General features: G+C 44.6%; 22 protein-coding genes. 15 read left to right on the forward strand and 7 right to left on the reverse strand.

Translation table 11 applies throughout. From position 1 onward, the window contains the following. Nucleotides 1-115 precede the first annotated feature (115 nt). Complete coding sequence (locus tag CJD36_RS17285; RefSeq protein ID WP_105040456.1) at nucleotides 116-1,258, reverse strand: acyl-CoA dehydrogenase family protein; 1,143 nt, start codon at nucleotides 1,256-1,258, stop codon at nucleotides 116-118. Nucleotides 1,259-1,499: 241 nt separating this feature from the next. Here CJD36_RS17285 and CJD36_RS17290 point away from each other — a divergent pair, with 241 nt between their 5' ends. Then, nucleotides 1,500-2,057, forward strand: coding sequence for a fatty acid desaturase CarF family protein (locus tag CJD36_RS17290; protein WP_105040457.1), 558 nt, complete (start codon nucleotides 1,500-1,502; stop codon nucleotides 2,055-2,057). Between the two features lie 96 nt (nucleotides 2,058-2,153). Here CJD36_RS17290 and xseB read toward each other — a convergent pair whose 3' ends face one another. Together xseB and xseA are read right to left on the reverse strand one after the other, a co-directional pair. Further along, nucleotides 2,154-2,333, reverse strand: a complete 180-nt coding sequence (xseB, locus tag CJD36_RS17295; protein ID WP_105040458.1) for an exodeoxyribonuclease VII small subunit — start codon at nucleotides 2,331-2,333, stop codon at nucleotides 2,154-2,156. Continuing rightward, entirely contained in the window at nucleotides 2,314-3,468 is a 1,155-nt protein-coding gene (gene xseA / locus CJD36_RS17300; protein WP_105040459.1) for an exodeoxyribonuclease VII large subunit, read from the reverse strand. Before xseA ends, xseB begins: the two co-directional genes overlap by 20 nt. A 435-nt stretch (nucleotides 3,469-3,903) precedes the next feature. Between xseA and dxs the strand changes: the two genes are divergently transcribed. The 3 genes from dxs (at nucleotide 3,904) to bla (ending at nucleotide 7,758) form a co-directional block, all read left to right on the forward strand. Beyond that, entirely contained in the window at nucleotides 3,904-5,823 is a 1,920-nt protein-coding gene (gene dxs / locus CJD36_RS17305) for a 1-deoxy-D-xylulose-5-phosphate synthase (protein WP_105040460.1), read from the forward strand. A 265-nt stretch (nucleotides 5,824-6,088) separates the two neighbouring features. Continuing rightward, nucleotides 6,089-6,868 carry an alpha/beta fold hydrolase gene (locus CJD36_RS17310; RefSeq protein ID WP_105040673.1) on the forward strand — a complete coding sequence of 260 codons (780 nt, stop codon included), beginning with the start codon at nucleotides 6,089-6,091 and terminating at the stop codon, nucleotides 6,866-6,868. After that, entirely contained in the window at nucleotides 6,868-7,758 is an 891-nt protein-coding gene (gene bla / locus CJD36_RS17315) for a class A beta-lactamase, subclass A2 (RefSeq protein WP_105040461.1), read from the forward strand. The genes CJD36_RS17310 and bla overlap by 1 nt, the downstream gene beginning before the upstream one ends. A gap of 202 nt (nucleotides 7,759-7,960) precedes the next feature. On the opposite strand, the gene gcvP is transcribed toward bla, so the two are convergent. Then, nucleotides 7,961-10,840, reverse strand: a complete 2,880-nt coding sequence (gene gcvP / locus CJD36_RS17320) for an aminomethyl-transferring glycine dehydrogenase (protein WP_105040462.1) — start codon at nucleotides 10,838-10,840, stop codon at nucleotides 7,961-7,963. A 349-nt stretch (nucleotides 10,841-11,189) separates the two neighbouring features. Between gcvP and CJD36_RS17325 the strand changes: the two genes are divergently transcribed. Next, nucleotides 11,190-11,435 carry a hypothetical protein gene (locus tag CJD36_RS17325; RefSeq protein ID WP_133162687.1) on the forward strand — a complete coding sequence of 82 codons (246 nt, stop codon included), beginning with the start codon at nucleotides 11,190-11,192 and terminating at the stop codon, nucleotides 11,433-11,435. A 6-nt stretch (nucleotides 11,436-11,441) separates the two neighbouring features. After that, nucleotides 11,442-11,729 (forward strand): type II toxin-antitoxin system RelE/ParE family toxin, encoded by a 288-nt coding sequence (locus CJD36_RS24015; RefSeq protein ID WP_105040464.1) that lies wholly within the window; start codon nucleotides 11,442-11,444, stop codon nucleotides 11,727-11,729. A 300-nt stretch (nucleotides 11,730-12,029) separates the two neighbouring features. Here CJD36_RS24015 and CJD36_RS17335 read toward each other — a convergent pair whose 3' ends face one another. Further along, on the reverse strand, nucleotides 12,030-12,638 hold the full coding sequence (locus CJD36_RS17335) for a terminase gpP N-terminus-related DNA-binding protein (protein ID WP_105040465.1): 609 nt from the start codon (nucleotides 12,636-12,638) through the stop codon (nucleotides 12,030-12,032). Nucleotides 12,639-13,128: 490 nt separating this feature from the next. On the opposite strand from CJD36_RS17335, the gene CJD36_RS17340 reads away from it, so the two are divergent. From CJD36_RS17340 to CJD36_RS17350, 3 genes are all read left to right on the forward strand, one after another. After that, entirely contained in the window at nucleotides 13,129-13,590 is a 462-nt protein-coding gene (locus tag CJD36_RS17340; protein ID WP_105040466.1) for a helix-turn-helix transcriptional regulator, read from the forward strand. 2 nt (nucleotides 13,591-13,592) lie between these two features. Continuing rightward, nucleotides 13,593-14,237, forward strand: a complete 645-nt coding sequence (locus CJD36_RS17345) for a nucleotidyl transferase AbiEii/AbiGii toxin family protein (RefSeq protein WP_105040467.1) — start codon at nucleotides 13,593-13,595, stop codon at nucleotides 14,235-14,237. Nucleotides 14,238-14,359: 122 nt separating this feature from the next. Next, entirely contained in the window at nucleotides 14,360-14,830 is a 471-nt protein-coding gene (locus tag CJD36_RS17350; RefSeq protein ID WP_105040468.1) for a sporulation protein, read from the forward strand. Between the two features lie 630 nt (nucleotides 14,831-15,460). Here the strand turns inward: CJD36_RS17350 and CJD36_RS17355 are convergent. Then, a complete protein-coding gene (locus CJD36_RS17355) occupies nucleotides 15,461-16,210 on the reverse strand; it encodes a hypothetical protein (protein ID WP_133162688.1) in 750 nt (249 codons plus the stop codon). Nucleotides 16,211-16,350: 140 nt separating this feature from the next. On the opposite strand from CJD36_RS17355, the gene CJD36_RS17360 reads away from it, so the two are divergent. Together CJD36_RS17360 and CJD36_RS17365 are read left to right on the forward strand one after the other, a co-directional pair. Further along, nucleotides 16,351-17,781 (forward strand): ArnT family glycosyltransferase, encoded by a 1,431-nt coding sequence (locus CJD36_RS17360; protein WP_105040470.1) that lies wholly within the window; start codon nucleotides 16,351-16,353, stop codon nucleotides 17,779-17,781. Between the two features lie 49 nt (nucleotides 17,782-17,830). Next, nucleotides 17,831-18,430, forward strand: a complete 600-nt coding sequence (locus CJD36_RS17365; RefSeq protein ID WP_133162689.1) for a hypothetical protein — start codon at nucleotides 17,831-17,833, stop codon at nucleotides 18,428-18,430. Between the two features lie 85 nt (nucleotides 18,431-18,515). Here CJD36_RS17365 and CJD36_RS17370 read toward each other — a convergent pair whose 3' ends face one another. Beyond that, nucleotides 18,516-20,039, reverse strand: coding sequence for a sigma 54-interacting transcriptional regulator (locus CJD36_RS17370; RefSeq protein ID WP_105040472.1), 1,524 nt, complete (start codon nucleotides 20,037-20,039; stop codon nucleotides 18,516-18,518). 249 nt (nucleotides 20,040-20,288) lie between these two features. On the opposite strand from CJD36_RS17370, the gene CJD36_RS17375 reads away from it, so the two are divergent. From CJD36_RS17375 to CJD36_RS17390, 4 genes are all read left to right on the forward strand, one after another. After that, on the forward strand, nucleotides 20,289-20,696 hold the full coding sequence (locus CJD36_RS17375; RefSeq protein WP_105040473.1) for a hypothetical protein: 408 nt from the start codon (nucleotides 20,289-20,291) through the stop codon (nucleotides 20,694-20,696). Nucleotides 20,697-20,793: 97 nt separating this feature from the next. Then, nucleotides 20,794-21,201 carry a hypothetical protein gene (locus CJD36_RS17380; RefSeq protein ID WP_105040474.1) on the forward strand — a complete coding sequence of 136 codons (408 nt, stop codon included), beginning with the start codon at nucleotides 20,794-20,796 and terminating at the stop codon, nucleotides 21,199-21,201. A 102-nt stretch (nucleotides 21,202-21,303) separates the two neighbouring features. Then, nucleotides 21,304-22,068 carry a type I methionyl aminopeptidase gene (map, locus tag CJD36_RS17385; RefSeq protein ID WP_105040475.1) on the forward strand — a complete coding sequence of 255 codons (765 nt, stop codon included), beginning with the start codon at nucleotides 21,304-21,306 and terminating at the stop codon, nucleotides 22,066-22,068. Nucleotides 22,069-22,208: 140 nt separating this feature from the next. Continuing rightward, on the forward strand, nucleotides 22,209-24,809 hold the full coding sequence (locus CJD36_RS17390; RefSeq protein WP_105040476.1) for a DUF5686 and carboxypeptidase-like regulatory domain-containing protein: 2,601 nt from the start codon (nucleotides 22,209-22,211) through the stop codon (nucleotides 24,807-24,809). Nucleotides 24,810-24,885 lie beyond the last annotated feature (76 nt).

Raw genomic sequence — 24,885 nt, forward strand, 5'->3', positions numbered from 1 at the left:
TATACCAATGCCTTCATTCCTATAAACAACAAAGCCAACCCCAAAGGTTGGCATTGTCTATTACATTAAATCATTCATTTCCACATTAGCTCATTTTCACACTTTCATATTAATACTATCCCTTCAGTATAGTCCTGCTGATAACTATCTTCTGTACTTCGCTGGTACCTTCGTAGATCTGTGTGATCTTAGCATCACGCATCAGGCGCTCTACGTGGAACTCCTTAACATAACCATATCCGCCGTGTACCTGTATAGCTTCGTTGGTAACAGTCTGGGCTATAGTAGAAGCATACAACTTAGCCATAGCTGAAGACAAGGTATAATCCATATGCTCATCTTTGTGCCATGCAGCCTTAAAGCAAAGCAGGCGTGCTGCTTCTATCTCAGTAGCCATATCAGCCAGCTTGAACGCTATAGCCTGGTGGTTAGATATTTCTGTACCGAAAGCCTTACGCTCCTTAGAATACTTCAATGCCAATTCATAAGCACCACTAGCTATACCAAGTGCCTGTGCAGCAATACCTATACGGCCGCCGGACAATACCTTCATAGCAAATGTGAAACCAAAACCATCAGCACCAATACGGTTTTCCTTTGGCACTTTCACGTCCTGGAACATGATGCTGTGTGTATCACTACCGCGGATACCCAGCTTATTTTCTTTAGCACCAACAACCACCCCGGGAGCGTTCTTATCGATGATCAATGCATTGATACCCTTGTGGCCTTTCTCTACATCTGTCTGTGCTATAACAAGGTAAGTAGATGCTGAATTACCATTGGTGATCCAGTTCTTGATACCATTTACCAGGTAATGGTCGCCCATATCTATTGCAGTAGTGCGCTGTGAAGTGGCATCAGAACCGGCTTCAGGCTCACTCAAAAGAAATGCACCTATTTTCTCGCCCTTAGCAAGCGGAACGAGGTATTTTTGTTTTTGCTCTTCGTTACAGAAGGTTTCCATACCCCAGCATACCAGTGAGTTATTTACACTCATACATACCGATACCGATGCATCTACCTTAGAAATTTCTTCCATAGCCAGTACATAAGATATAGTATCCATGCCGCTGCCACCATACTTAGGATCTACCATCATACCCATAAAGCCAAGCTCACCAAGCTTCTTTATCTGCTCTGCAGGGAATTTCTGATGCTCATCGCGCTCAATTACGCCCGGCAACAATTCATTTTTTGCAAAATCGCGCGCAGCCATCTGCACCGCTATCTGTTCCTCTGTAAGTTGAAAATTCATATTTATCGGATAATATCGGGCGCAAAATAAGCCGTTTTTTTGAATTTAATAGTTAGAAGAGCGTAAATAACTCATTGATTCTAGCTATATGTTACTCAGTAGTAAAAAAAAAGAACAAAAATGCCACATATGCAATTATCACATTTCTATGTAAACACAAAAGGCAATCGCCGCCACTATTTGACCTACATCAAAAATCAACATCGCATGCCCCTATACTTTTGGTGCAAACAATGTTATTATGGTATCAATAGTTGTTAAGATCATCATTGCCATTTTTGCTGCCGACCTCCTTACAGGTATTGTTCACTGGTGGGAAGACGCATATGGCAACCCCAACTGGAAGTTCCTGGGCCAATCCGTTATAGTCCCCAACCTGCAACACCACAAGACACCACGGGCATTTATAAAGGGTACCTACTGGACCCGCATCAACACATCACTCGGGTTAGGCGTAATATTGATTGCGCTGTGCTGGGTATTTGGCATACTCAATTTTTATTCTGTATTTGCGATACTATTGGCCGCACATGGCAATGAGTTTCACAGATTCTCACACCAAACAGTAAAAGAAAATGGCAAACTGGTCACTGGACTACAAAGCCTCGGCATCCTCCAGTCCCGCCGCCACCACGGCATGCATCACCAATCACCATTTGTACACAACTACTGTGTGGTCACCAACTACCTCAACCCCTTCCTCGAACTCATCCACTTCTGGACCATCCTCGAATTCATCCTCAAACACCTCTTCAACATCAAAGTCCTCCGCAGCTCGGAACTAAGAAATGGCCTATGAACAACATGAAATAAAGAACAGTTCGTAGAGACGCAAGATTTTGCGTCTCCACCCGAGGTGGGCTGTGGAAGCACCCGGACACTTGCCAACACCCTCCTACCCCACCTCCTCAATATCCCGCTCTATCCCTCTCAATTTCTCCTCACAATATTTGATCAGCTCTTTCGCCCGCTTCACTTTTTCAGCAAGCGTATCCAGCTGAATGTCCTTATCCTCTATCTGTGCCACCAGCTCTTCCAGCTCGGCAAAGGCAGTGTTATATGTTGGTGTTTCCATTATCTTGTTTTTGGGTTACAGTACTTAAAATAGTGTCTTGTTTCATTATGGTCTCTATCTCTGCACCAACGGCAATATCCTTTGCATCCACCACTATCTTGCCATTGCTCCTGATGATCGCAAACCCTCGGTTCATTATTGTCTCGGGGCTGGAGCTTGCGATGATCCGCTTATAAGTATCCAGGCTCCTGCGCGCCCTGTCTATCAACCTTTCCGATGTAACCAGTATTCGATCATGTAGCTGCATCACAGCATTTTCAAAGTCACCGTTATAATCTATTACAAACGTAGCCACTTCGGTGGGCGTCTTATGCTGCCGGGCCATCAGGTCGGTTATACTCGTATTCCGGTCGTGGCCAATGCCCGTAAGTATAGGCACCGGAAACAACGCCACTGCCTTCGCCAACTCAAAATCATTGAACGACTTAAAGTCGGTGTCAGATCCTCCCCCGCGCACTATCACCACAATATCAAACTGCTCCTTAAGCTTATAAATACTGTGTAGCCGCTCCACTATCAGTGCCGAGGCTGCATCTCCCTGTATCTGCGTAGAAAAGTCGGTCACCGAAAAATGATACCCATATTTATTATTCTCTATCACCTTCCTGAAATCGCGGTAGCCATCGGTATTAGCTGAGGCAATGAGGGCTATCCGTTCAAACACCATGGGCATCTCCAGCGTATTATTCTGAGTATAGTACCTGCTGCTACCCTCCGGGTTCACCGCGATACCCTCTTTAACCAACCGCTCCAATATCTGTTTCCGTTCATTTTCCAGCTTGCCCACCTCATAAGCAAAATCTATCTCCATCACCTCCAGCCGCATCCCAAACCGCTTATGGAAAACTACCTTCACCAGGCAGGTGATCTCCAGCCCACTGGCAAACTGCTGACGGGTAGCCGCCTCAAAGTTCTCCATCTGGTTATAGCTATTCGACCAGAATACCCCTCCCATTTCTGTAGTAATGAGGTTTCTATCTTTTTCAATGAATTTGAGAAAACACCACCGCTTATCCGGCTGCTTCTTTACATCTGTTATCTCCGCCTTTATCCAGAAAGCCTGCCCCACAAACCGGTTACGGATCGTAGCATCTATTTCATTGACAAGCTCAGATAGTTTTTTAGGTGTGGGCATATCGTAAAGTTAATGTCATTGTCTGAATCAGAATAATCAGAATTTAAGAATAGACAGAATTGCCAAATCGAGCTCCAATTCTATGTAATGATGCCGAAGGTATCACATGTCTATAGCCAATACCCTATTCCAATCACCACGATGCCGAAGGTATCGAACGTTTATATAAGCAATGTTCTTCATCGGGATGCCCGGAAGGGGCAAATAATGTTAGCCCGCGGTTTTAACCGTGGGTAGCAAGCAATAACATACATCTCACCCCCCAACCTTAATTAACGTTAAAACGAAACCAAACACATAAAATAACCGTTTATAAACGGCGTTTAATAGTTTGAATAACAACCTCATGTGGTCAAAATCAATGACTAATTAGTGACAATGGGGCCAATCATTTGATAATTTTAATTATTTTTGTACATTAATCAACTTACGTGAATGGAAGAGATTGCGGCAGGGCCACTTCTTAGTCTCATCGATACCCCCGAAGACCTAAGGAAGCTCAATAAAATGCAACTGCAACAGGTGTGCAACGAATTACGCCAGTTTATCATAGACTGCGTAAGCGTACACGGTGGTCACTTCGGTGCCAGTCTGGGCGTGGTAGAGCTTTCGGTAGCATTACATTACATATACAATACCCCCGACGATCAACTGGTTTGGGACGTAGGTCATCAGGCCTATGGACATAAGATACTTACCGGTCGCAGAAAGGTATTCCATACCAACCGTAAATATGGTGGTCTGAGTGGCTTCCCTAAGCGCAGCGAGAGCATCTATGATACTTTTGGTGTAGGACACTCCTCCACCTCTATATCCGCAGCATTGGGTATGGCTATCGCCAGCAAGTACAAGGGCGAGAACGATCGACGCCACATTGCCGTAATAGGCGATGGTGCTATGACCGCAGGTCTGCCTTTTGAAGCACTTAACCATGCCGGCGTAAGCGGTGCCAACCTCCTGGTGATACTCAACGACAATAACATGTCGATAGACCCAAACGTAGGCGCGCTCAAAGAATACCTTACCGATATTACCACCAGCCACTCTTACAACAAATTCAGAGATGATGTGTGGAAGATGCTGGGTATGCTGCCAACCAAAGACTTCCAGAAACTGGCATCTAAGGTAGAAGCCGGACTGAAGGGTGTGTTATCAAAGAGCAGTAACCTGTTCGAGGCACTGGGCTTCCGTTATTTCGGACCGGTTGATGGACATAATATCATCAAGCTCACCGAAACATTAAAGAGCCTGAAAGACATTCCGGGACCAAAGATCCTGCACATAAAGACAGTGAAGGGTAAAGGCTATGATCTGGCTGAAAAAGACCAGACTCTATGGCATGCACCCGGCACGTTCGACAAGATCACCGGTAAGATCAATAAGAAAATAATAACTGTACCCGAGCCACCTAAGTATCAGGATGTATTCGGTCACACCATATTGGAACTGGCGCAAAAGAACCCGGCTATAATGGGTATCACCCCGGCTATGCCATCAGGCTGTTCATTGAAGATCATGATGGATGCCATGCCTGATCGTGCTATAGACGTGGGTATTGCAGAGCAACATGCGGTAACCCTCAGTGCAGGGCTTGCCACGCAGGGCATACGCGTATTCTGCAACATTTACAGCAGCTTCATGCAGCGCGCTTACGACATGGTGATACATGATGTTGCCATCCAAAAACTACCCGTTGTCTTCTGTCTCGACAGAGCAGGATTGGTGGGTGATGATGGCCCGACACACCATGGTGCTTATGACATTGCCTTTATGCGTTGTATACCCAACCTGGTAGTGTCTGCACCAATGAATGAGGCTGAATTGCGTAACCTCATGTACACTGCTCAGCTCGATGAAACTAAGGTTCCCTTTGTTATCCGCTATCCACGCGGACAAGGTGTAATGCCTGAATGGCGGACACCTATGCAGAAGATAGAGATAGGTACAGGACGAAAAATATGCGACGGACAGGAAATAGCCATACTCACCATAGGTCACCCGGGCAACTTCGCCGTTGCAGCATGCAAGGAACTGGCTATGGAAGACATCTACCCTGCTCATTACGACCTGCGCTTTGTAAAGCCGCTCGACGAAGCAATGATGCATGAAATAGCTCAGCGCTACAACAAGATCATAACCGTAGAAGACGGCACCGTAGTTGGCGGTATGGGCAGTGCTGTACTTGAGTTCCTGTCACAACACGACTATGCTCCTGAAGTGAAAATGCTGGGCATCCCCGATAGCCTTGTAGAGCATGGCAAACCCGAAGAGCTGCACCGCGAATGCGGCTACGACGCACGAGGAATAGCCGAGGCAGTTAGAGAATTGACAGGTGTAAAGGAAATGGCTCTTTAGAGCCAAGTAACACACAAGAATGATATTGTAACCCTTGCCTCTGGCAGGGGTTATTTTTTTATACTGCTCAGGCATTCATTTCATATTTTTTGTACATCAACCACTCTCCGCCTTTTGAAGGAGGAGTACCCTGAGTTCCGGCTTTTTCTGCCGAAACTCAGGGGGAGGTGGTTATTGCGGCAGGGGATATTTTTTTGTATGAATCCTATAAAAAATTTTCATGAGACCTGACCTTAACTGTAACTTTATCACAAATAGTCATACCATGAAATTGGCATTCATTGCACCGCTCTATTTGGTGCTTATATTTTGCTTTGCGCCGTCCGTTAAAGCCCAGACCACCCAGCCTACGTATCAGGTAAAAGAAGACAGCATGCTTCTATGGGACAAAACCCGCAACCGTAGTATACCGGTAGAAATATACCTGCCCAATACCACTCAGATAAAACACCCGCAACTGGTCATCATCAGTCATGGGTATAACAACAACAGGGAGGGTACTTATAAGTACTACTCTTCTATAGCTAATTGTCTTGCGGCACACGGCTATTTTGTAGCCAGCATACAACATGAGCTCGAAACAGATTCATTAGTACCCTCTATCGGCAAGCCTTACGTGGTACGTATGAGCAATTGGGTGCGTGGCACAGAGAATATCCTGTTTGTTATCAACGACCTTAAGAAGACCCATAAGCAGCTCGACTACAAACATGTCACGCTCATAGGCCATTCCAACGGTGGGGATATGAGTATGCTCTTCGCTCATAAATACCCCGACATGATCGATAAGGTCATATCTCTCGACAACCGCCGCATGCCTATGCCCGTCGTAAAACACCCGCACATCTACTCCCTCCGATCCTCCGATCAACCCGCAGATGAAGGCGTGATCCCCTCTCCTGAACTACAAAAACACATGGGCATAACAATAGTTAAACTACCCAACACCATACACAACGATATGGCCGACAATGCCACCGAAGCCCAACGCAAAGAGATCAATAACTACCTACTCACCTTTCTAAACGACGAAACAAATAACTAATGAAAACCCTTATTGTTACGCTCTTACTGCTTGTCGGCACGCAAGCCACGTCTGTAGCACAACACACTACCCTCCGCCAACAGTTGGCCACCATAGGCAATGTACATTCCGGCAGTATTGGCATCTCTGTAAGAGCTATCGAAGATCAGGATACACTTACCGTCAACAATAGCCACCACTATCCGATGCAAAGCACGTTCAAATTCCCGCTGGCTTTGTACGTGCTTCATAAAGTAGATAAGGGACAACTGGCGCTTGACCAGAAGATACACATCAGCAAGGAAGAATTGTACCGCAATACCTGGAGCCCGCTAAGGGAAAAATATCCCGACGGCAACATTGATATAACCATAGCTGAACTGCTTGACTACACCGTTTCAAAGAGCGACAATAACACCTGCGACATACTGTTTAAACTTGTGAAAGGAACCTACCCGACAAACAAATACATACACAAACTGGGGGTAAAAGACATTGACATTGTAGCTACCGAACTGCAGATGGGCAAAGGCTGGGGCGTGCAATATACCAACTGGACCACACCTTCCGCAATGACCGATCTGCTCTATCAGCTCTACACCGGCAAATGCCTTTCACCCGGCAGTACTCAATTCCTTATGAAGCTCATGACCGAATCTGCCAATAGCGACAAACGGATAAAAGGTTTATTACCCGCAGGCACCATAGTCGCCCATAAAACCGGCACTTCCAATACCAGCACCGGTGGCATTACCGCTGCTGTAAACGACCTTGGCATCATCACCCTGCCCAACGGCAAGCACCTGGCCATAGCAGTTTATGTGTCTGATACAAAAGAAAAAAGTACTGAGGCGGAGCATGTGATAGCAGAGATAGCAAAGGCGGTGTATGATGAGTATGCAGGTAAGTAAATAGGTAAATAATGAATTACAATCCTCGAAAATAAATGTCATGGTGAGGCTCTCGAACCACGACATTTATTTTTCATCAGCGGCAGGTCCTAAAACGAATACGTCCGCTTGCCCATTGTCATGGTTCGAGAGCCTCACCACGACAATGGGAGACAGAGAAGCCCCGCGATGCGGGGCTTCTTATACTTTAGTCGGTTATTGATTATGCTTCCATGTATGATTCTGTAGGCTCGCAAGTACATACCAGGTTACGATCGCCGTAGGTGTCGTTGACACGGGCTACGCTAGGCCAGAACTTGTTGTTCTTTACATATGGTAAAGGATATGCTGCCTGCTGACGGCCATAAGAATGGTTCCACTCATCGGCAGTAACTACGGCCTGTGTATGTGGTGCATTCTTCAGCGGATTGTCAGCGCGATCCATCTTACCTTCTTCTATAGCGCGGATCTCAGCACGAATACCCAGCAGAGCATCGCAGAAACGATCCAGTTCAGCCTTGTCTTCGCTCTCTGTAGGCTCTATCATTATAGTTCCTGCCACAGGGAAGCTCATAGTAGGTGCGTGAAAACCATAGTCTATCAAACGCTTGGCCACATCAGATGCTTCTATTTCCGCGCTCTTCTTGAACGGACGCAGATCTACAATGAACTCATGCGCACATGTACCACCGCTGCCGGTATACAATATGTCGAAATCGTGCTGCAGACGGGCGCGCATGTAGTTGGCATTCAGTATAGCATACTCAGTAGCTTTGCGTACACCAACCGGTCCCAGCATACGGATGTATGCATAAGAGATCAGCAGGATGCTTGCAGAACCATAAGGTGCCGCAGATACCGCGTGCTGTGGTTTGTCGCTACCTTCAGCCCACTCAGCATGGCCAGGCAGGAATGGCGCCAGGTGCTTACGTACGCAGATAGGGCCCATGCCCGGTCCGCCACCACCATGTGGTATAGCAAACGTCTTGTGCAGGTTCAGGTGACAAACGTCAGCGCCTATCAAACCCGGAGCAGTTAAGCCTACCTGGGCATTCATATTGGCACCGTCCATGTATACCTGTCCGCCATAGCTGTGTACTATAGCCGTAATATCTTTTACAGTTTCTTCATAAACACCGTAAGTACTTGGGTAAGTGATCATGATACCTGCAAGGTTAGCCGCGTGTTGCGCTGCTTTCAGCTTCAGGTCTTCTACATCAATATATCCATTCTCCAGTGCCTTTACTACTACTACCTTGTAGCCCACCATTACCGCACTAGCAGGGTTGGTACCGTGTGCAGAGATAGGAATAAGGATCACATCGCGATGGCTGTCACCACGGCTCTCGTGGTAACCACGAATAGTCAATAGACCGGCATACTCACCCTGTGCGCCACTGTTTGGCTGTAGACTGCACGCATCAAATGCGGTGATCTCGCAGAGGTAAGCCGACAGCTCATTGGCCATCTGCTCATAACCCAATGTCTGATCTTTTGGCTGGAACGGGTGCATCTTGCTCCAATTGGCCTGGCTCAATGGCATCATCTCAGAGGCTGCATTCAGCTTCATCGTGCAAGATCCCAATGATATCATGCTGGTATTCAGACTAAGGTCTTTATTCTCCAGCATCTTTATGTAACGCATCATCTGCGTTTCGCTATGATGCGCGTTAAATACGTGTTGCGTCAAAAACTCGCTGGTACGGGTCAATGATGTAGGAATGTGTTCCAGAATCATTTCTTCATCCAGGCTCAATGAAACCGTAGCATCTATATCAATGAAGATACTCATGATAGCCATCAGGTCTTCAGCAGTAGTGGTTTCATCTAGCGAAATGCCTACCTGGTTAGCAGCATGATAACGGAAATTGATACCATGTGCTTCTGCCTTAGTGCGGATAACATCGGCATCGTTTACCATTACAGTAATGGTATCGAAGAAGTTCTTGCTGTGTAACTTAAAGCCTGCCTCAACCAATGAATCGCCCAAAGCCTGTGTCAAAGCAGCTACTCTTTTAGCAATTCTTGTGAGACCATCAGGACCATGGTAAACCGCATACATTGCAGCCATGTTGGCCAGCAATGCCTGTGCCGTACAGATATTTGAAGTCGCTTTTTCTCTCTTAATGTGCTGTTCACGTGTCTGCAATGCCATACGCAATGCACGGTTGCCCTGAGCGTCTATGCTGATACCGATGATACGGCCGGGGATCTGGCGCTTGAAATCATCCTTTGTTGCAAAGAACGCTGCGTGCGGACCACCAAAGCCCATTGGTACACCAAAACGCTGAGCAGTACCCAATGCCACATCAGCACCCAGTTCACCAGGTGAAGTGAGCAAAGTAAGCGCCAGCAGATCAGTAGCCATAGCCACGTAACCGCCCGCTTCATGCATAGCATTAATAAAACCACGATGATCTTCAACACTACCCTTAGCATCAGGATACTGAATCAATGCACCAAAGTAAGTAACATCAATATCAGCAATTCTGTAGTCGCCAAATACCACTTCTATACCCAGCGGAGTAGCACGGGTTACCACTACATCCTTGGTCTGTGCAAATACATCATGATCTACAAAGAACTTAGGACGGGTAATATTATTATCGTCTTTATTCAGCGTGTGGAAGAACATGGCCATTGCTTCAGCAGCAGCAGTTGCTTCATCAAGCAAAGACGCATTGGTCAGTGGCAAGCCTGTAAGATCACATACCATGGTCTGATAGTTCAGCAAGCTCTCCAGCCTACCCTGTGCAATTTCGGCCTGATACGGAGTATACTGTGTGTACCATCCCGGGCTTTCAAATATGTTACGCAATATCACACTTGGCGTGTGCGTATCGTAGTAACCCTGACCTATGTAATTTTTGTAAACCTTATTCTTAAGTGATATTTCCTTTACCATTGCCAGGTAAGCAGCCTCACTTATAGACGCCGGCAGGTTCAGCTGGTGATCCATACGGATGGCAGCCGGCACAGTGCGCCCAATCAATTCTTCCATGCTACCAATACCAATAGTATTGAGCATCTCCTTAGTATCATTCTCATTCGGGCCTATATGGCGACCGGTGAATTCTGCACTCTGAACAGAAAATAAATTCATATCTCTAAAGTTAAATTGACTACTTATTGTAAAAAGTTGCCCAAAGTTAATCGGATACCTCGGATTTGCAAAAAAGACACCCTATGATATAAATCAATAGGCAAGTGGGGGAAATGCATATAATATCCTGATCTTCCGGTCTCTGCTTGTCAATCCTGGCCCGCCAATAATGATAATTGGTTATTATGTCATTATATCATCAAGCGGTACAACGTTGAAACAACCTACAGGAACATCATTTAAAAGCCACTCCTAAAACCATCGACACCAAATCCCATATTGTAATTTTTATCTAACTTTGTTAAGAGGCGATAGCAGTGTTATTGCCAAGCTTAAAAGAAGTGCGCATATGATGAACCTACAATATATTGCTGACAAATCTGGCCATACTACTGCAGTGCAACTGCAGATACCTATTGAAGATTGGGCACGATTGAAACAGAAATATAAGGAATTTGAGGAGGAAGAAAATGCCATATCTGTTGACATCCCTGATTGGCAAATAAATCTGGGCAGGCAGGAATTAGAAAACATAGCAAAAGGCAATACCGAATTATTGGATTGGAACGAGGCTAAGAAACAATTTAAGTTCTAGTTTTTTATGGCCCTTTCTATCATCACTACTACTAATGCAAGAAGAGATATTCAACAAGCAATAGATTGGGAAAACACCCGACAAAATGGCCTTGGTGAAAGATTTCTTGGTCTTCTGACATTAAAGTTACAAACACTTGCGGGTACCCCGTTCATAGGCAGCGTACGCTATGACAATGTACGATGCACGACCACAGATGTTTTTCAATACCTCATACACTACGTTGTCGATTTAGACCGATCTCAAATTACCGTGCTAAGAGTACTACACATCCGGCAAAAACCATTGTGGTAATGATATTTCATTTTCCTAAAATTCTTTTTAGCTCTTCTCTTCAAAAAGGTTACCCCAAGACCGAGTTTACCCCCTACCTCCAGCAGGCTTGATGACGAACTACAGGAGAGAATAGGTAACATTTGAGGCAACCGGAATAAGCCTTTGAGATTAACGTACCTGGAGTGCATTTCCGCCAATAGTGGTTTTTTGCGTTTCCGACAGTTATTTTTGGTACGTTTCCTGTAGACGGCTTTATCAGAAAGGGTTTCGGCGGATTTCGAAAACCACCAGTTTCCGCAGTTTTCCGCAGTTTTTCCGCTAATTTCCGCCAAACTCTTCGTCTTTCTGCTCCTGCATTCCCTTTTTATATTTTTCGACTACGGCCTGCATTTCGTCCACATCGTCCTGTATACTCAGTTCATATCGGTACTGCTCCCATTCTTTGTTGCTGTCTTCCTCTTCGCTGTTTTGGCGGGTATATTCCTGCGTAAGTGAACGATTGAACGATCTGAGGTAGTCGGTCATACAGTCCATTATCTCTTCCATATGCTGAGGCCTGTTCTGACTGAGGTAGTTGCTGAAATGGGTGAATATCTCCATGGTTTCGCCAATACCCAGGCGCAGTCTCATTTGTTTGATACTGAGCGTAAGCTTGCGGATTATTTCGGATTCTTCCTTTGTAGGAAACGGTCGCTCGGGCCTATCCCGAATAGAGTCGTTGATGGCATTTAACTGGGCATAGTAACGCTCGGTAATGAGCATTGGGGCATTGGCAGCTGCACTGCGTGCGCACTTCCAGTCGCCTTCGCGTATCCAGTCGAAAAGGGTGCGTGGCTTCACGTCAAGGATAGCAGCGATCTGCGGTTTTGTGAGTTTGGACTGGAAGTAGAGGCGACGGGCCTGTTCTTTGAGTTCGGGATTGTGCATGGTGATAAAAGATTAGGTCTCACGCCTACCCAAAAGAAAGGGAGGTGTAATGAGACAGGGGTTATACATTAGCACAAAGGTGGAAAGAGGATTGAAATTGTGCAAATTGAAAAGTCATGGTGGTACGAAAAGTGTACCATGATGGTACGGAAAGTGTACCACCATAAAAAAAAGTTATGTGGATAAGTGTGGTTATATGGTTTGTTTTGTGGGCGGTATACATGGCATTTAGTGAGTTTTGAAAAAATGGTTGGGCGGGAGTGATTTCGGGGCATTTTGAGGGTGGTTTTCGTCGTCTGAACGCCCGCACGGGCGGGACAGGCACTGATTTATAAGATTAAAGGATTTTCATGATATGTGGATTTGTATCGTTGTATCGTCCTAAAATAAGTTGACAGTTTTCCCACCTCATTATGAAAAGCAACATTATCTGATTTTATAATTTTATAAACATTTTTGTTTACACATAAATGTTTATTTTTGTAGTGTGATGAATGAACTAAACACATTAAAGGGCATACACCCGGGATTTGTACTGGAGCAAAAGCTAAAGGAGCGAAAGCTTTCCAAGGGCCGCTTTGCCTTGTCTATCAATGAGTTTCCACAAACGATAGGCGCAATTACAAAGGGCAAACGAAATATGAATACGCCACTTGCCATGAGAATAGAGCAAGCGCTGGGACTGGAAGAGGGGTATTTTATGACCTTGCAGGTTTATTATGAGATAAAGGAGGAAAAAAGGAAAGAAAATACAAAATCCCATCCCGACCTCACTAAGCTGAGACCTGTACTGTTCTGGGATACTGACATGAACAAAATTGACTGGATACGCCAGGAAAAGGCTGCCATAAAAAGGGTTTTTGAGCGGGGAGAAAAGGAAGAAAAAGACGAGATCAAACGTTTTTACGGCGAAGAGAAAGTAACCGGTATTTTAAACAATCTACAACCTTAACTATGACGGGCAAAATTTACTGGAATACGGTAACACCATTACTGAAAGATGTTCTGCTACAATTGATGAGCGCCGACGAATTTGATACATTCAGACTTGTTGGAGGTACATCTCTTAGTTTGCAATTAGGGCACCGTATGTCAGTAGACATTGATCTGTTTACCGATGCACTTTATGGATCGGTGAATTTTGGCCTATTGGCGGCTTATCTCCAAAATGCATTCCCCTATTTCAGTGGGTTTGGTATTGGCCCCACCGCAATGGGTGTTTCATGCGCAGTAGGTATTAACAGGCAGGATAGTGTTAAACTTGACATCTATTATATAGACCCTTTCATAAGGAAGGCTTTGGCGCCGGACGGAATAAGAATGGCAACAATTGAAGAGATAGCAGCAATGAAGATGGACGTGATGCAACGAAAAGGGCGGATGAAAGACTTTTGGGACATACACGAGATATTGGATATAATGCCTATCAGCAAAATGATAGCATTACACGAGGAGCGCTACCCATATGATCATGACGCGGCATTAATTACAACTAATCTTACCAATTTTTCGGAAGCAGACAATGATTTTCAACCCATCTGCCTTAGAGGTAAACATTGGGAAATAATAAAAACCGACATCATAAAAGCGGTTAGCTAGTAGGCCTAAGGCTCTCTGCACACACTTACTACCCCAAACGGCACACTTATAAAGAACATTTTATCAGCATCACCCCATCCAGTAGTTTGCACGCATATCATAACACTTAAAACAAACGAACCATGGGATTTCTACAGACCATTAAAAACAAATTGGGTATCGGCGGCGTATCAGTAGCATTGTCGGTACCGGGGCAGGTATCGCGCGAGGCGGGTACCGTGCAGGGCAGAATAACACTCACCACCAAAAGTGACCAGGACATAGTAGACTTCACCGTGAAGATGTATGAAGAATTTACTACCGGCCGTGGCGAAGAAAAGAAAACCAAAGAGTATGTACTTGGTGAGATAAAGATACCGGGTGGCTTCACCATTAAGACGGGAGAGACAAAGGTGATCAACTTCACGCTGCCATTTAAAACCCTCAACTCCAACAACGATGACCTGAAGCAGATGGGCGGTGCTATGGGCGCAATAGGCAAAATGGGCTCATTTGCCAACAACGAAAAATCGGAATACTTTATCCAGGCCACAGCCGACGTGAAAAGCGCAGCCCTTGATCCGGACGATAAAAAAGATATTAAACTAGTTTGACAAACCCCTTTTCACCTATGTAAAGTCCTGCCTCCATGTGTGTACAATGAGGCAGGCTTTTTTATGGGTGGGATGAATGTGATGGCTAATGGTATTATCGTTATTGAGCCTGATTGCCAATAACAGACTGTGCAAAACGAATACGTCCCGATGGTCGTCGGTCAGAGACCGACAACAGGCGTTCTTGCAGCTAGAAAACGAATACGTCCTGATGTGAGACTGCTTCGTTCCTCGCAGTGACTGCCCAGGGGTGTCTCAAAACGAATACGTCCCGCTACTAGATTGCTTCGTTCCTCGCAAAGACCAGTTGAGGTTTGTGTTATTCTGGTTGCAAAGCGAATAGGTCCAGATGTGAGATTGCTACGTGCCTCGCAAAGACCTACCGCATTATTTGTCTCATCAGATGATAATTGAGGGAAGACCCAATAAAAACGCTCAAAGTGCCGAATAAAAAAAGAGTGCTTAAAAAAGCACTCTTGTGGAAATCTAAATATTGGGTACTTCCGGGCCTTAAATTTCCATCGAACACACACACTATCTGGAAGTACAAATTAATATAGTCAAAAACCATGCCCTATCTCCGGTTTGTCAGTATAACGGCATGTTAAAACAATTCTTTATTAGAGCCTACTAGCGGAATCTGTACCTGATACCAAAGGTTTGAGGGAAGAAAAGCATATTGTACTTGGTAGTACCATGTGCGTCTGCCAGGCCATTTTCTTTGCTTGCAGTCATATTTACATAACGGGCAGCCAATTCTACATTCACGCCCCACTTACGCAGGAAGTAGTAAGTATACCCCATTTGCACACCTACGCTGTAACCAATACCCATACCGTAGTTATAACCATTTACGTAGCGGTAAGAAGAATCGGGACGGTTGTTGTATTTGCCAAAGCTCTGAGAACCATCGCTTACAGTGGTTACGAGACCTGCACTGACGCCAAAGTAAAGATTGGCACGGTTCAGCACCTTGTATTTAGAATAGTAAGGGATAACGTAGTTAAGCTGGAAAGTTTCGGTGATAGCCGGCTTGCCTAACTGGAATTTCACTTCTGTAGGAGACAACTGCGTGCCATAAGTATAGGGATTAGACCATGTACCATAAGACTCCCATGTGCGCCAGCCCAGATCGAACGCCAGATGCCAATGCGGGGTAACCACATACTGCAGCTTTATAGAAAAATCGGGCACCACATTGGTACGCGATCCCTGGTAAAACTTTTCAGGGCCATTAGGACGCGTGATAGTGCTTGCACCATAGTTAAACCCTATGTCCCAAGTTCTGTCAACGCCATAATCATTCCATACATTGGTTTGTGCGAAAGCACCACCAGTAAGACCCAAAAACAATGCAGCGGTTAGAAAAAATCCCTTCATGTTATGAAGTAAGTTTATTTTAAACTTCAAATCTAAGTAATTAAGTGAAGAAGTCAAAATATAGAAGCCCTCCGCGTTAAAAACAGTTAACAATTGTTCCTTACACGTTTTACATACCCATTGAATATATTTGTCGCCGAATGACATTGAAACCTTCCGATCTTTTAGGGAAGTATAAATATGAGACGCTGACAGCCCTGATGCTGTTGTTGTTTCTGCTATACAAACTGCCATTTATGGCACTGCCCTATTATTATGATGAGGCATGGCCTTATGCGGTAGCTATCCGCACCGTTCATGCCAATGGATTGAGCTTGTTGCCTACCGCATTGGACCCGGAACTATCTCGGGGACACCCCGTTATGTTCCACTTTTTGGGTGCATCGTGGATGAGGGTATTCGGCACCAGCTTATGGTCGGGGCACAGTTTCGCCATGGTCATTTCGGTGTTGACGGCAGTCTTTACCTATAAATTTGGCCAACGGTTCTTTTCCGACCGCATTGGAGCAGTGGCAGTCCTACTCCTAATTTCACAGGCATTGTTTATCAGCCATTCTGCGTTCCTTTTGCCGGAGATGCCCATGGCACTTTGGACCATCCTCTGTTTTTGGTTCTTTTTCAGGAGGAAAAAGGTGGCCTTTGTGATTTGCGCGGCGGCAATGCTGTTGACCAAAGAATCGGGTGCGGTACTTATCTGTAGTCTGGCGCTTAGCGAACTGGTCGATTTTTTTATGGGCAAGGAGCGGAAATTCATAGACCTGGTAAAACGGGAGCTGTTAATCGGCTACCCTGTAGCTATCGCTTTTATCTACTTCCTGGCACAGAAGATCATCTATGGCTGGTTTCTTTTTCCTTTTTACATGAACAACCTGAAGTCGGGATTGGCTTCATTTCTTGAAGACCTGGCCAGCGGAACGGCATTTATATTTGTTTATGAAGGCAGGAACGGCCTGATGTTTTTTGTTCTGGTGGGCATCATTATGTTGTGGCTTTCTAAGAAGGTAAATATACCACCACACCAAAAGAAGATCTGCTGGTATCTATTCTCGTTTGTGTTGCTGTACATAGTGTTCAGTACCTATAATTACTACATGCCCAGATACCTTACCGCAGTATTCCCTGCGTTTATAATTGTCTGCGCGTTTATTGTAGATAGCGCATTTGGCAAATGGAGATGGGTTTACCCGGTTATCATTACCGGCCTGGCGGTTACCAATATCTACTATTATGTAACAGCCACCGACCATGGCGATTGCGACTATTCACCATCGCTGCATGTGGCTATGAAAATGATAGATCACTGCGAACAAAGCGGCATGCACGATGCGCACATTTACACCACCTGTGTGCTGCGCTACGACTTTAATGAACCCTATGCCGGATTTATAAAAGGAAAGAAATTTACCCATATAGACTGGCAGTTTGGCCCCGGAACGCAATACTGTATCTTCTCCAGCGACGAGAATGACCCTACGGAAATAGATAAGATAAAACGAGAAAACAAGCTGACACTGGAGACAAAATTTACCGAAAAAGATAGGTGGATAGAGTTGTATAGGGTGGAGAAATAACAACCGGTCAAAGCAAAATAAATACATAAACAATAAAGAAGTCATAGCTATGAAAAAGACAATTATCGTTTGCCTGCTGATGTGTCCGTTATTATGCCCTGCACAGGACTATGCAAAAAAAATAAGGGAGCGTGCCGCAAAAGACACAACAAATAATGTGGCCGGCTGGTGGCACAGTAATGACGTTATAAATGACCCTGTGATAGGCACTTATCAGCGGAAAGACAGCGCATTGTATGCCGAGGCAAACCGTGCATACTACAATTCTAACCCTAAATATTATGACTATGAGGAGATGCGTAACAGAGACCGAAAGGACTTTGTGGAAGCATATATAAGGAAGCACTACAGTAACATAGCATTCGATAATTATCAAAAAGAGATCAAAGGGGGTCTTACTAAAAAGTATGGTGCGGCAATAGCAAAAAGACTAATGGCACAAGAGGTATGGATAGGGATGACAGACAAAATGATGCTGGATGGGCTGGGGCGGCCATCAACTATAAAAAGGACTGTAACAGCCAGTGGCAATACGGAAGATTGGTATTACCTGCCCGACAACCCCAACTGCACGGGCAGCGGCTGTCCGGTACTTAATTACAGCATAAGGGTCAAAAATCATAAAGTTGTGATGCTGAGTGAATTTTAGCCTAAACTAAAACAGGTTAGTCACCGGTGCTTTATAGCAGTAGCAACTAACCTGTAATATTTTCACTTTAAATGATCAATATCTATTAACTAAAGTCGTCCTCTTCATCGTCGTCATTCTGGCTCATGTTCAGCATGCTGGCCATCATATCGCCAAATGAATAACCACCGCGCTCTACACCTTTCTTGCTGATCAGTGAATATTCTGACAAACCATGCAATAAGAACTCCATCAACAGCACTGCACGGGTTTCATCCACATCGGGGTAAAACTGCTTTACTACACTGTAAAGCCCATCGACCTGATATAATGAAGCAGTGTGATCGGCATCAGAATCGTCCTGCAACAACATAGCGTCGTTACCCTTGCCAAACCAATCAATAATTGGCTGATAAGGACTGGTCTTTGCCTTAGCCTTCTGCGCATCGCGACCGGCCTTTTTAAATGATTGCGGATCGGGAAAATATTTGGTGAATGCGGTGCGCATAGCCTGTCCCATAAGGCGGTAAGCTACGTTGAGCGGGCCTTCCTGCTCTCCTTCATATACCAGCTCTATCTTACCGGTAATAGATGGGATGATACCTGTAAAGTCTGATATGCGAACAGTAGTGCGGGCATTGCCATGACGCAGTCCGCGTCTTTCGGCAGTGCTCACCAGGTTCTCGAAAGCAGATATTGTGAGACGGGCAGATACACCACTCTTCTGATCTACAAATTCGCTCTTGCGAGCCTCCATGGCTATCTGCTCTATAAGCATTCGGCACAGGTCGGGCACTTCAACAGCATCTTCCTGTGCAGGTAGTATATTAGCTTCCTGCTCGGTGATGGCTTGCGAAAGGGCTACCGTTTTAGGATAGTGAGTTATTATCTGGCTTTCAATACGATCTTTTAGCGGCGTAACAATACTACCACGGTTGGTGTAATCTTCAGGATTGGCGGTGAATACAAACAGTATATCCAATGGCATCCTCAATTTGAAACCACGTATCTGTATATCACCTTCCTGCAAAATATTGAAAAGCGATACCTGTATGCGAGCCTGCAGATCGGGCAATTCATTAATTACAAATATGCCCCTGTTGGAGCGCGGAATGATACCATAATGCAAGGCACGTTCATCTGCAAAACTGAGGCGCATATTGGCAGCCTTAATAGGATCTATATCACCTACCAGGTCGGCAACAGACACATCGGGCGTGGCCAGTTTTTCGCCATAACGCTCGGTGCGGTGCAGCCAGGCAATAGGTGTTTCATCGCCTTTTTCTTCCAGCAGTTGTCTTGCGTATAGAGAAATAGGCGCATAAGGATCGTCATTGATCTCGCTACCTGCTATAAAAGGAATCCATTCGTCCATCAGGTGCACCATTTCACGTGCCATTCGAGTCTTGGCCTGCCCTCTCAAACCAAGGAACAGTATATTGTGACGCGACAACAATGCACGCTCCACATCGGGCACTACCGAATCTTCATAACCCAATATGCTCTGAAAAGGACTCTTTTTGTCCTTTATGTTCTGCATAAGGTTGGTACGGATCTCTTCCTTTATACTTTTTGGCTTGTAACCCGACTGTTTTAATTGTCCAAACGTCACTATTTCTTTATGGTTCATTGTCTGATCTATCGCTTTAATAGGCTAAAGTTATAGCGCACAGGAATAGGAGCAAATAAGTTTTATTTATGAAGGTATTTGTTGCAAACTCAAAATTTAAAAGTCAAAACATAAAAGTGCTTTCTTTTATCTTGCCCACTGTATGAGCCTCTTAAATTAACTTTAAGCTACTTTAACTGCTTACTTTATTTTATCGACGTTCCTTATTATATTTGACTTCGAAACCATACATACAAAATTCCCGGAATTATGAGCATACGCATTATTGTATTATTACTTGCATTGACAATTGGAATAAATACAGCAAGCCAGGCGGCATTTGTTGTCGACAAAGCTAAAACAGAGCATAATCAGGCGCCAATAACAGCTACGAATGAGGAAAGTGTACTGCCTGCAGATGCAACAGTTACAGCAGCGCCTGCAACTATGGCCAGTGCTGCACCTACATTCGGCAAGGCAAGAATCTCCAAATTTGCATATGTAATGCTCTCTATATTTCTCCTTGGCTTCGTAGCCGTTGGCCTTAATGACTACTGGAGAGGAAGCAGCTGGATAGTATGTCTGGTATTATGTCTGCTTTATGTGCCGGGACTTATTTATGCACTTGTGTCCATGCCAAAATACTATCATAATAAGAATAAGTCGTTTAGATATTAATTGAGTGATGCCTGACTTTAGGTTAGTACGAGTATAGTTTCTTCCTTGATATTTTGTTATATTTGGTTAATAATTTCACTCGCAAAATTTCTCATTTATGAAGACACGTATTACCGTATTATTACTTGCTTTAACTATGGGGCTTACTACTGTAAGCCAGGCAGCATTCTTAATTAAAAAGGAAGCAAAAACAGAGCAGGCGGCAACCAACGGCACAACCGGCACAGCTTTGGCAGATGAAAGCAATGCTACCACTGCTACGCCTGAGCCAAAGGCACATGCCAGGAAGCACTCCTCTTTGCACAAGAGACTAGCTGCAGGCAAGGCCGAGATCTCAAAGGGTGTTTATATTCTGCTGGCGATCATTGGGCTCGGCTTTTTAGGTATCGGACTGAACGAAAGTTTCGAAGGAATTAACTGGATAATTGGTTTGATCTTGTGCTTATTGTTCTGGTTGCCGGGTCTTATTTATGCCCTGATAATGATGAAGAACTACTATAAGTGATCTTAAATTATGCTTTCAGCCGCTCCCGAAGAAACCTTCAGGAGCGGTTTTTTATTTGTTGCAATGCCGTGTTACCTATCTTTGACGACTAAATAACTATAAATGTCTATTACCAACGATGCCGAATTTGCAGGAATGCAAGCCATAAGTAATGCAGTAGCCCTAACCCTGAAAAAAATGAGGGAATATGCGCAACCCGGCATGAGCACAAAAGAACTTGACGAGTTTGGTGGTACCATACTTACGGCAATGGGCGCGAGGTCTGCGCCGTTACTTACTTACGGTTTCCCCGGCTGGACATGTATCAGTACCAATAATGAGGTAGCCCATGGTATACCATCAGACAAGAAAATACTGAAAGAGGGCGATCTTGTAAACATTGATGTATCGGCAGAACTGAATGGCTACTGGTCGGACAATGGCGGTTCTTTTGTATTAGGGGCAGATAATAACAACCATGCACATCTGGTCAATAGCTCTAAAGACATACTATTTAAAGCAATCAGCAATATAAAAGGTGGTATCCGCATTTCTGAGATAGGCCACCTTATAGAACATGAAGCAAAAAAAGCGGGACTGACAGTGATCCGTAACCTTGTAGGACATGGCGTAGGCAGAAGCCTGCACGAAGCACCCAATGAAATTCCGTGCTATTACGATCGGTTCAACCGGACGAGATTTAAGAAGAACTCGGTGGTGGCCATAGAAACATTCATATCGACCGGGGCGAAGTATGCCAAAGAACAAGGTGATGGCTGGACATATATAACCGGCGATGGTAGTTTTGTTGCGCAGCATGAGCATACAATTATGGTCACCGACGGTGCGCCGGTGATATTTACAGCGGCTAATGAAATATGGAATTAGTAAAAGGTGGTAATCGCGGCACGCCATTTGCATTTATAAGCGGTAATACCCAAATGTGGAAAATGATTTCCTGTGAAGGGGGTATGATTTTTTTAAAATTTAAAGCAAATCGGTACATTGCCGCACTGTAGGCCTTGAGTATGAGCATCAAAACGTCTTTATTATTTATTTTCCTCTTTATTTTTTGTTTACCCACCCGGGCACAGACAACAGATACTACGCGTCGTGTCGATACCACTCATACACAGATCCTCACAGATTCTACCCATAAAGACACAATCAAGGCAGTTATTGCTCAACCTTTTGTGATAAACGGCAAGGTTGAAGATATGAACACCAGCGAGGGAATACCCTTTGCCGTGGTCTATTTTCCTCATGCCATGATCGGTACTACCGCCGATATGGATGGTAAGTTTTCGGTACTGGCGGATTCCATACCCAATGATTCGCTTCGTATTTCGGCTATGGGCTATAAGACAGTGAATAAATGGGTGGTGAACAATGGTAAACATGAATACAACTTTATAATAGAACTGGAGCGCGCCAATAACCAACTGAAAGAAGCTGTCATCACCGCAAGTGGCGAAGACCCGGGTGTGATATTAATGCGCAAGATAATAGCACATAAACCCAATAATGACCCTGATAGAATTGACAACTACAGTTATGAAGCCTACAACCGTCTGGAAGCAGACCTGCAAAGGCTAAACAAATCTCAGTTTCAGAAGATACCCCTGCTGAAAAACTATAGCTTTATTTTTGACAACCTGGATACGGTTTCTGAGTCAAAACCTTATCTGCCACTGTACATGACAGAAACGCTGTCTGACTACTTCTTTACCCGCAAGCCCAAGAAGCAGCGAGAGTTTATAAAGGCAAGTATGGTGAAGGGAGTAAATAATGAGAACATTGTTAAGTACCTGGGCACCTTGTACCAAAACGTGAACGTATACAAAAACTATATCCCCGTTTTCGACAAGAAGTTCATTAGTCCTATCAGTAACGATGGTATCTTTTACTACCGCTATAAGATAAAAGATACACAGACCGTTTATGGCCACCGGATAATACTGGTACAGTTTGCACCTAAGCGGGCAGGTGAAAGCTGCTTTGAGGGCGATTTCTGGGTGGCAGATACCACTTTCGCTATTCAGCGCATAAGCATGGATGTATCTAAACTGGCCAACATTAACTGGGTAGACAGGATAAGCCTGTACCAGGAATTTGCACCAATGGGCGATGATGATACCTGGTTTTGCATCAAGGATAAATTCATAGCCAACTTTACTATTTACGGAGCACAGAAGTTGCCGGGTTTTATAGGGAGGAAAACAACTACCTATCACAAGATAAAGCTCAATGATCCTAAGACGCAGGCTGTGCTTAACGATCCGCAGTATAAGGACGACATTATAAAAGCAGACTCTGCTAAGCACATGAGTGATGACTGGTGGATAAATAACCGCCCCGACTCACTCTCAAAAAACGAGAAGGCAATATATAAGATGGTCGACACCATCAATAATATGCCCATTACTACAGTGTATAAAAATACCATCACCTTCCTGGCTAGTGGCGTAAAAGATATTGGGTGGCTACAACTGGGACCCTATTACTATCTGTACAGCAATAACCCGGTAGAAGGTAATAGATTCCGTATATCATTGGGTACATCAAGAAAACTGAAGGACGCGCATTTTACCGGCTTCCTTGCCTATGGCGATAGAGACAAAGAATTTAAGTATGGCGCATCGGGGTTGTGGGTATTGAACCGGGCACCTCGCATGACCATCTATGGCTACTATGCGCACGACATTAATCAGCGTACTAACTACTACGACCAGGTGGGTAGTGATAACATCTTCAGCACCCTGTTCCGCAAATCGGGCATACCCTGGAAACTGGCGTTCTCTGATGATAAACGTATAGAATTTTATAAAGAATACCACAGCGGATTCAGCCACAAACTGATCTTGCAGCACACCAATTTTACCCCGTTCGCTCCACTACCCTCTACCGACATATTTGTAGATAAAGACAACAACCCAAGTAAAAATGTGATCAGCAGTGAGATAGGGTTGGAGCTACGCTATGCCTATAAAGAGAAATATATAGAGGGCTTGTACAAACGTGCCAGGCTGGCTAACAAATGGCCGATACTGAAGTTTGAAATAACCGCCGGTATGAAGGGTGTACTGAACAGTGCCTACGAGTATAAGAAAATGCGGTTCTCGGTTTCAGAGAGCATTAATATACCACCACTTGGGCACCTGTATTACAACCTGTTTGCAGGCAAATATTTTGGAAAACTGCCTTATTCTCTGTTGGAGATCCACCCTGGTAATGAGTACTATTACTACAACAAGTATGCCTTCCAGATGATGAACAATTATGAATTCCTGAGTGATGAATATTGCGGATTCAATATTGAACATAATATAGGTGGTGGGGTGTTTAATCGTATACCATTACTAAAGAAACTGAAATGGCGCCAGTTCTGGACGGCAAAGGGAGTGGTGGGTACATTGAGTAAAGCTAACCAGGAATTGAACCTGCGCCCTACTGACTTCCCGTTCCGCACTTTGAAAGGGCAGCCTTACCTGGAGTTGGGAACGGGCATATCTAACATCTTCCAGGTATTCAGGATAGATTTTGTGTGGCGTGTAAATCCGAAGCCAATATCAGAAGAGGCAAAATCTAAGTACTTCGGCATATTCGGCAGCGCGAATTTTGAATTTTAATTTAAGTCAAAAGCAAGTAACGCAAAGTGACATTGGGTATATCAACCAAAATGTGATAAGTCTTTTGGTGCTTGCT

Source organism: Flavipsychrobacter stenotrophus (assembly GCF_002954265.1).
Classification (GTDB): Bacteria; Bacteroidota; Bacteroidia; order Chitinophagales; family Chitinophagaceae; genus Flavipsychrobacter; species Flavipsychrobacter stenotrophus.

Coding starts and splice junctions, on each gene's coding strand:
- CJD36_RS17285 (WP_105040456.1), bottom strand. CDS start 1,258: ATGAATTTTCAACTTACAGAGGAACAGATAGCGGTGCAGATGGCTGCG.
- CJD36_RS17290 (WP_105040457.1), top strand. CDS start 1,500: ATGGTATCAATAGTTGTTAAGATCATCATTGCCATTTTTGCTGCCGAC.
- xseB (WP_105040458.1), bottom strand. CDS start 2,333: ATGGAAACACCAACATATAACACTGCCTTTGCCGAGCTGGAAGAGCTG.
- xseA (WP_105040459.1), bottom strand. CDS start 3,468: ATGCCCACACCTAAAAAACTATCTGAGCTTGTCAATGAAATAGATGCT.
- dxs (WP_105040460.1), top strand. CDS start 3,904: ATGGAAGAGATTGCGGCAGGGCCACTTCTTAGTCTCATCGATACCCCC.
- CJD36_RS17310 (WP_105040673.1), top strand. CDS start 6,089: ATGAAATTGGCATTCATTGCACCGCTCTATTTGGTGCTTATATTTTGC.
- bla (WP_105040461.1), top strand. CDS start 6,868: ATGAAAACCCTTATTGTTACGCTCTTACTGCTTGTCGGCACGCAAGCC.
- gcvP (WP_105040462.1), bottom strand. CDS start 10,840: ATGAATTTATTTTCTGTTCAGAGTGCAGAATTCACCGGTCGCCATATA.
- CJD36_RS17325 (WP_133162687.1), top strand. CDS start 11,190: ATGATGAACCTACAATATATTGCTGACAAATCTGGCCATACTACTGCA.
- CJD36_RS24015 (WP_105040464.1), top strand. CDS start 11,442: ATGGCCCTTTCTATCATCACTACTACTAATGCAAGAAGAGATATTCAA.
- CJD36_RS17335 (WP_105040465.1), bottom strand. CDS start 12,638: ATGCACAATCCCGAACTCAAAGAACAGGCCCGTCGCCTCTACTTCCAG.
- CJD36_RS17340 (WP_105040466.1), top strand. CDS start 13,129: ATGAATGAACTAAACACATTAAAGGGCATACACCCGGGATTTGTACTG.
- CJD36_RS17345 (WP_105040467.1), top strand. CDS start 13,593: ATGACGGGCAAAATTTACTGGAATACGGTAACACCATTACTGAAAGAT.
- CJD36_RS17350 (WP_105040468.1), top strand. CDS start 14,360: ATGGGATTTCTACAGACCATTAAAAACAAATTGGGTATCGGCGGCGTA.
- CJD36_RS17355 (WP_133162688.1), bottom strand. CDS start 16,210: ATGAAGGGATTTTTTCTAACCGCTGCATTGTTTTTGGGTCTTACTGGT.
- CJD36_RS17360 (WP_105040470.1), top strand. CDS start 16,351: ATGACATTGAAACCTTCCGATCTTTTAGGGAAGTATAAATATGAGACG.
- CJD36_RS17365 (WP_133162689.1), top strand. CDS start 17,831: ATGAAAAAGACAATTATCGTTTGCCTGCTGATGTGTCCGTTATTATGC.
- CJD36_RS17370 (WP_105040472.1), bottom strand. CDS start 20,039: ATGAACCATAAAGAAATAGTGACGTTTGGACAATTAAAACAGTCGGGT.
- CJD36_RS17375 (WP_105040473.1), top strand. CDS start 20,289: ATGAGCATACGCATTATTGTATTATTACTTGCATTGACAATTGGAATA.
- CJD36_RS17380 (WP_105040474.1), top strand. CDS start 20,794: ATGAAGACACGTATTACCGTATTATTACTTGCTTTAACTATGGGGCTT.
- map (WP_105040475.1), top strand. CDS start 21,304: ATGTCTATTACCAACGATGCCGAATTTGCAGGAATGCAAGCCATAAGT.
- CJD36_RS17390 (WP_105040476.1), top strand. CDS start 22,209: ATGAGCATCAAAACGTCTTTATTATTTATTTTCCTCTTTATTTTTTGT.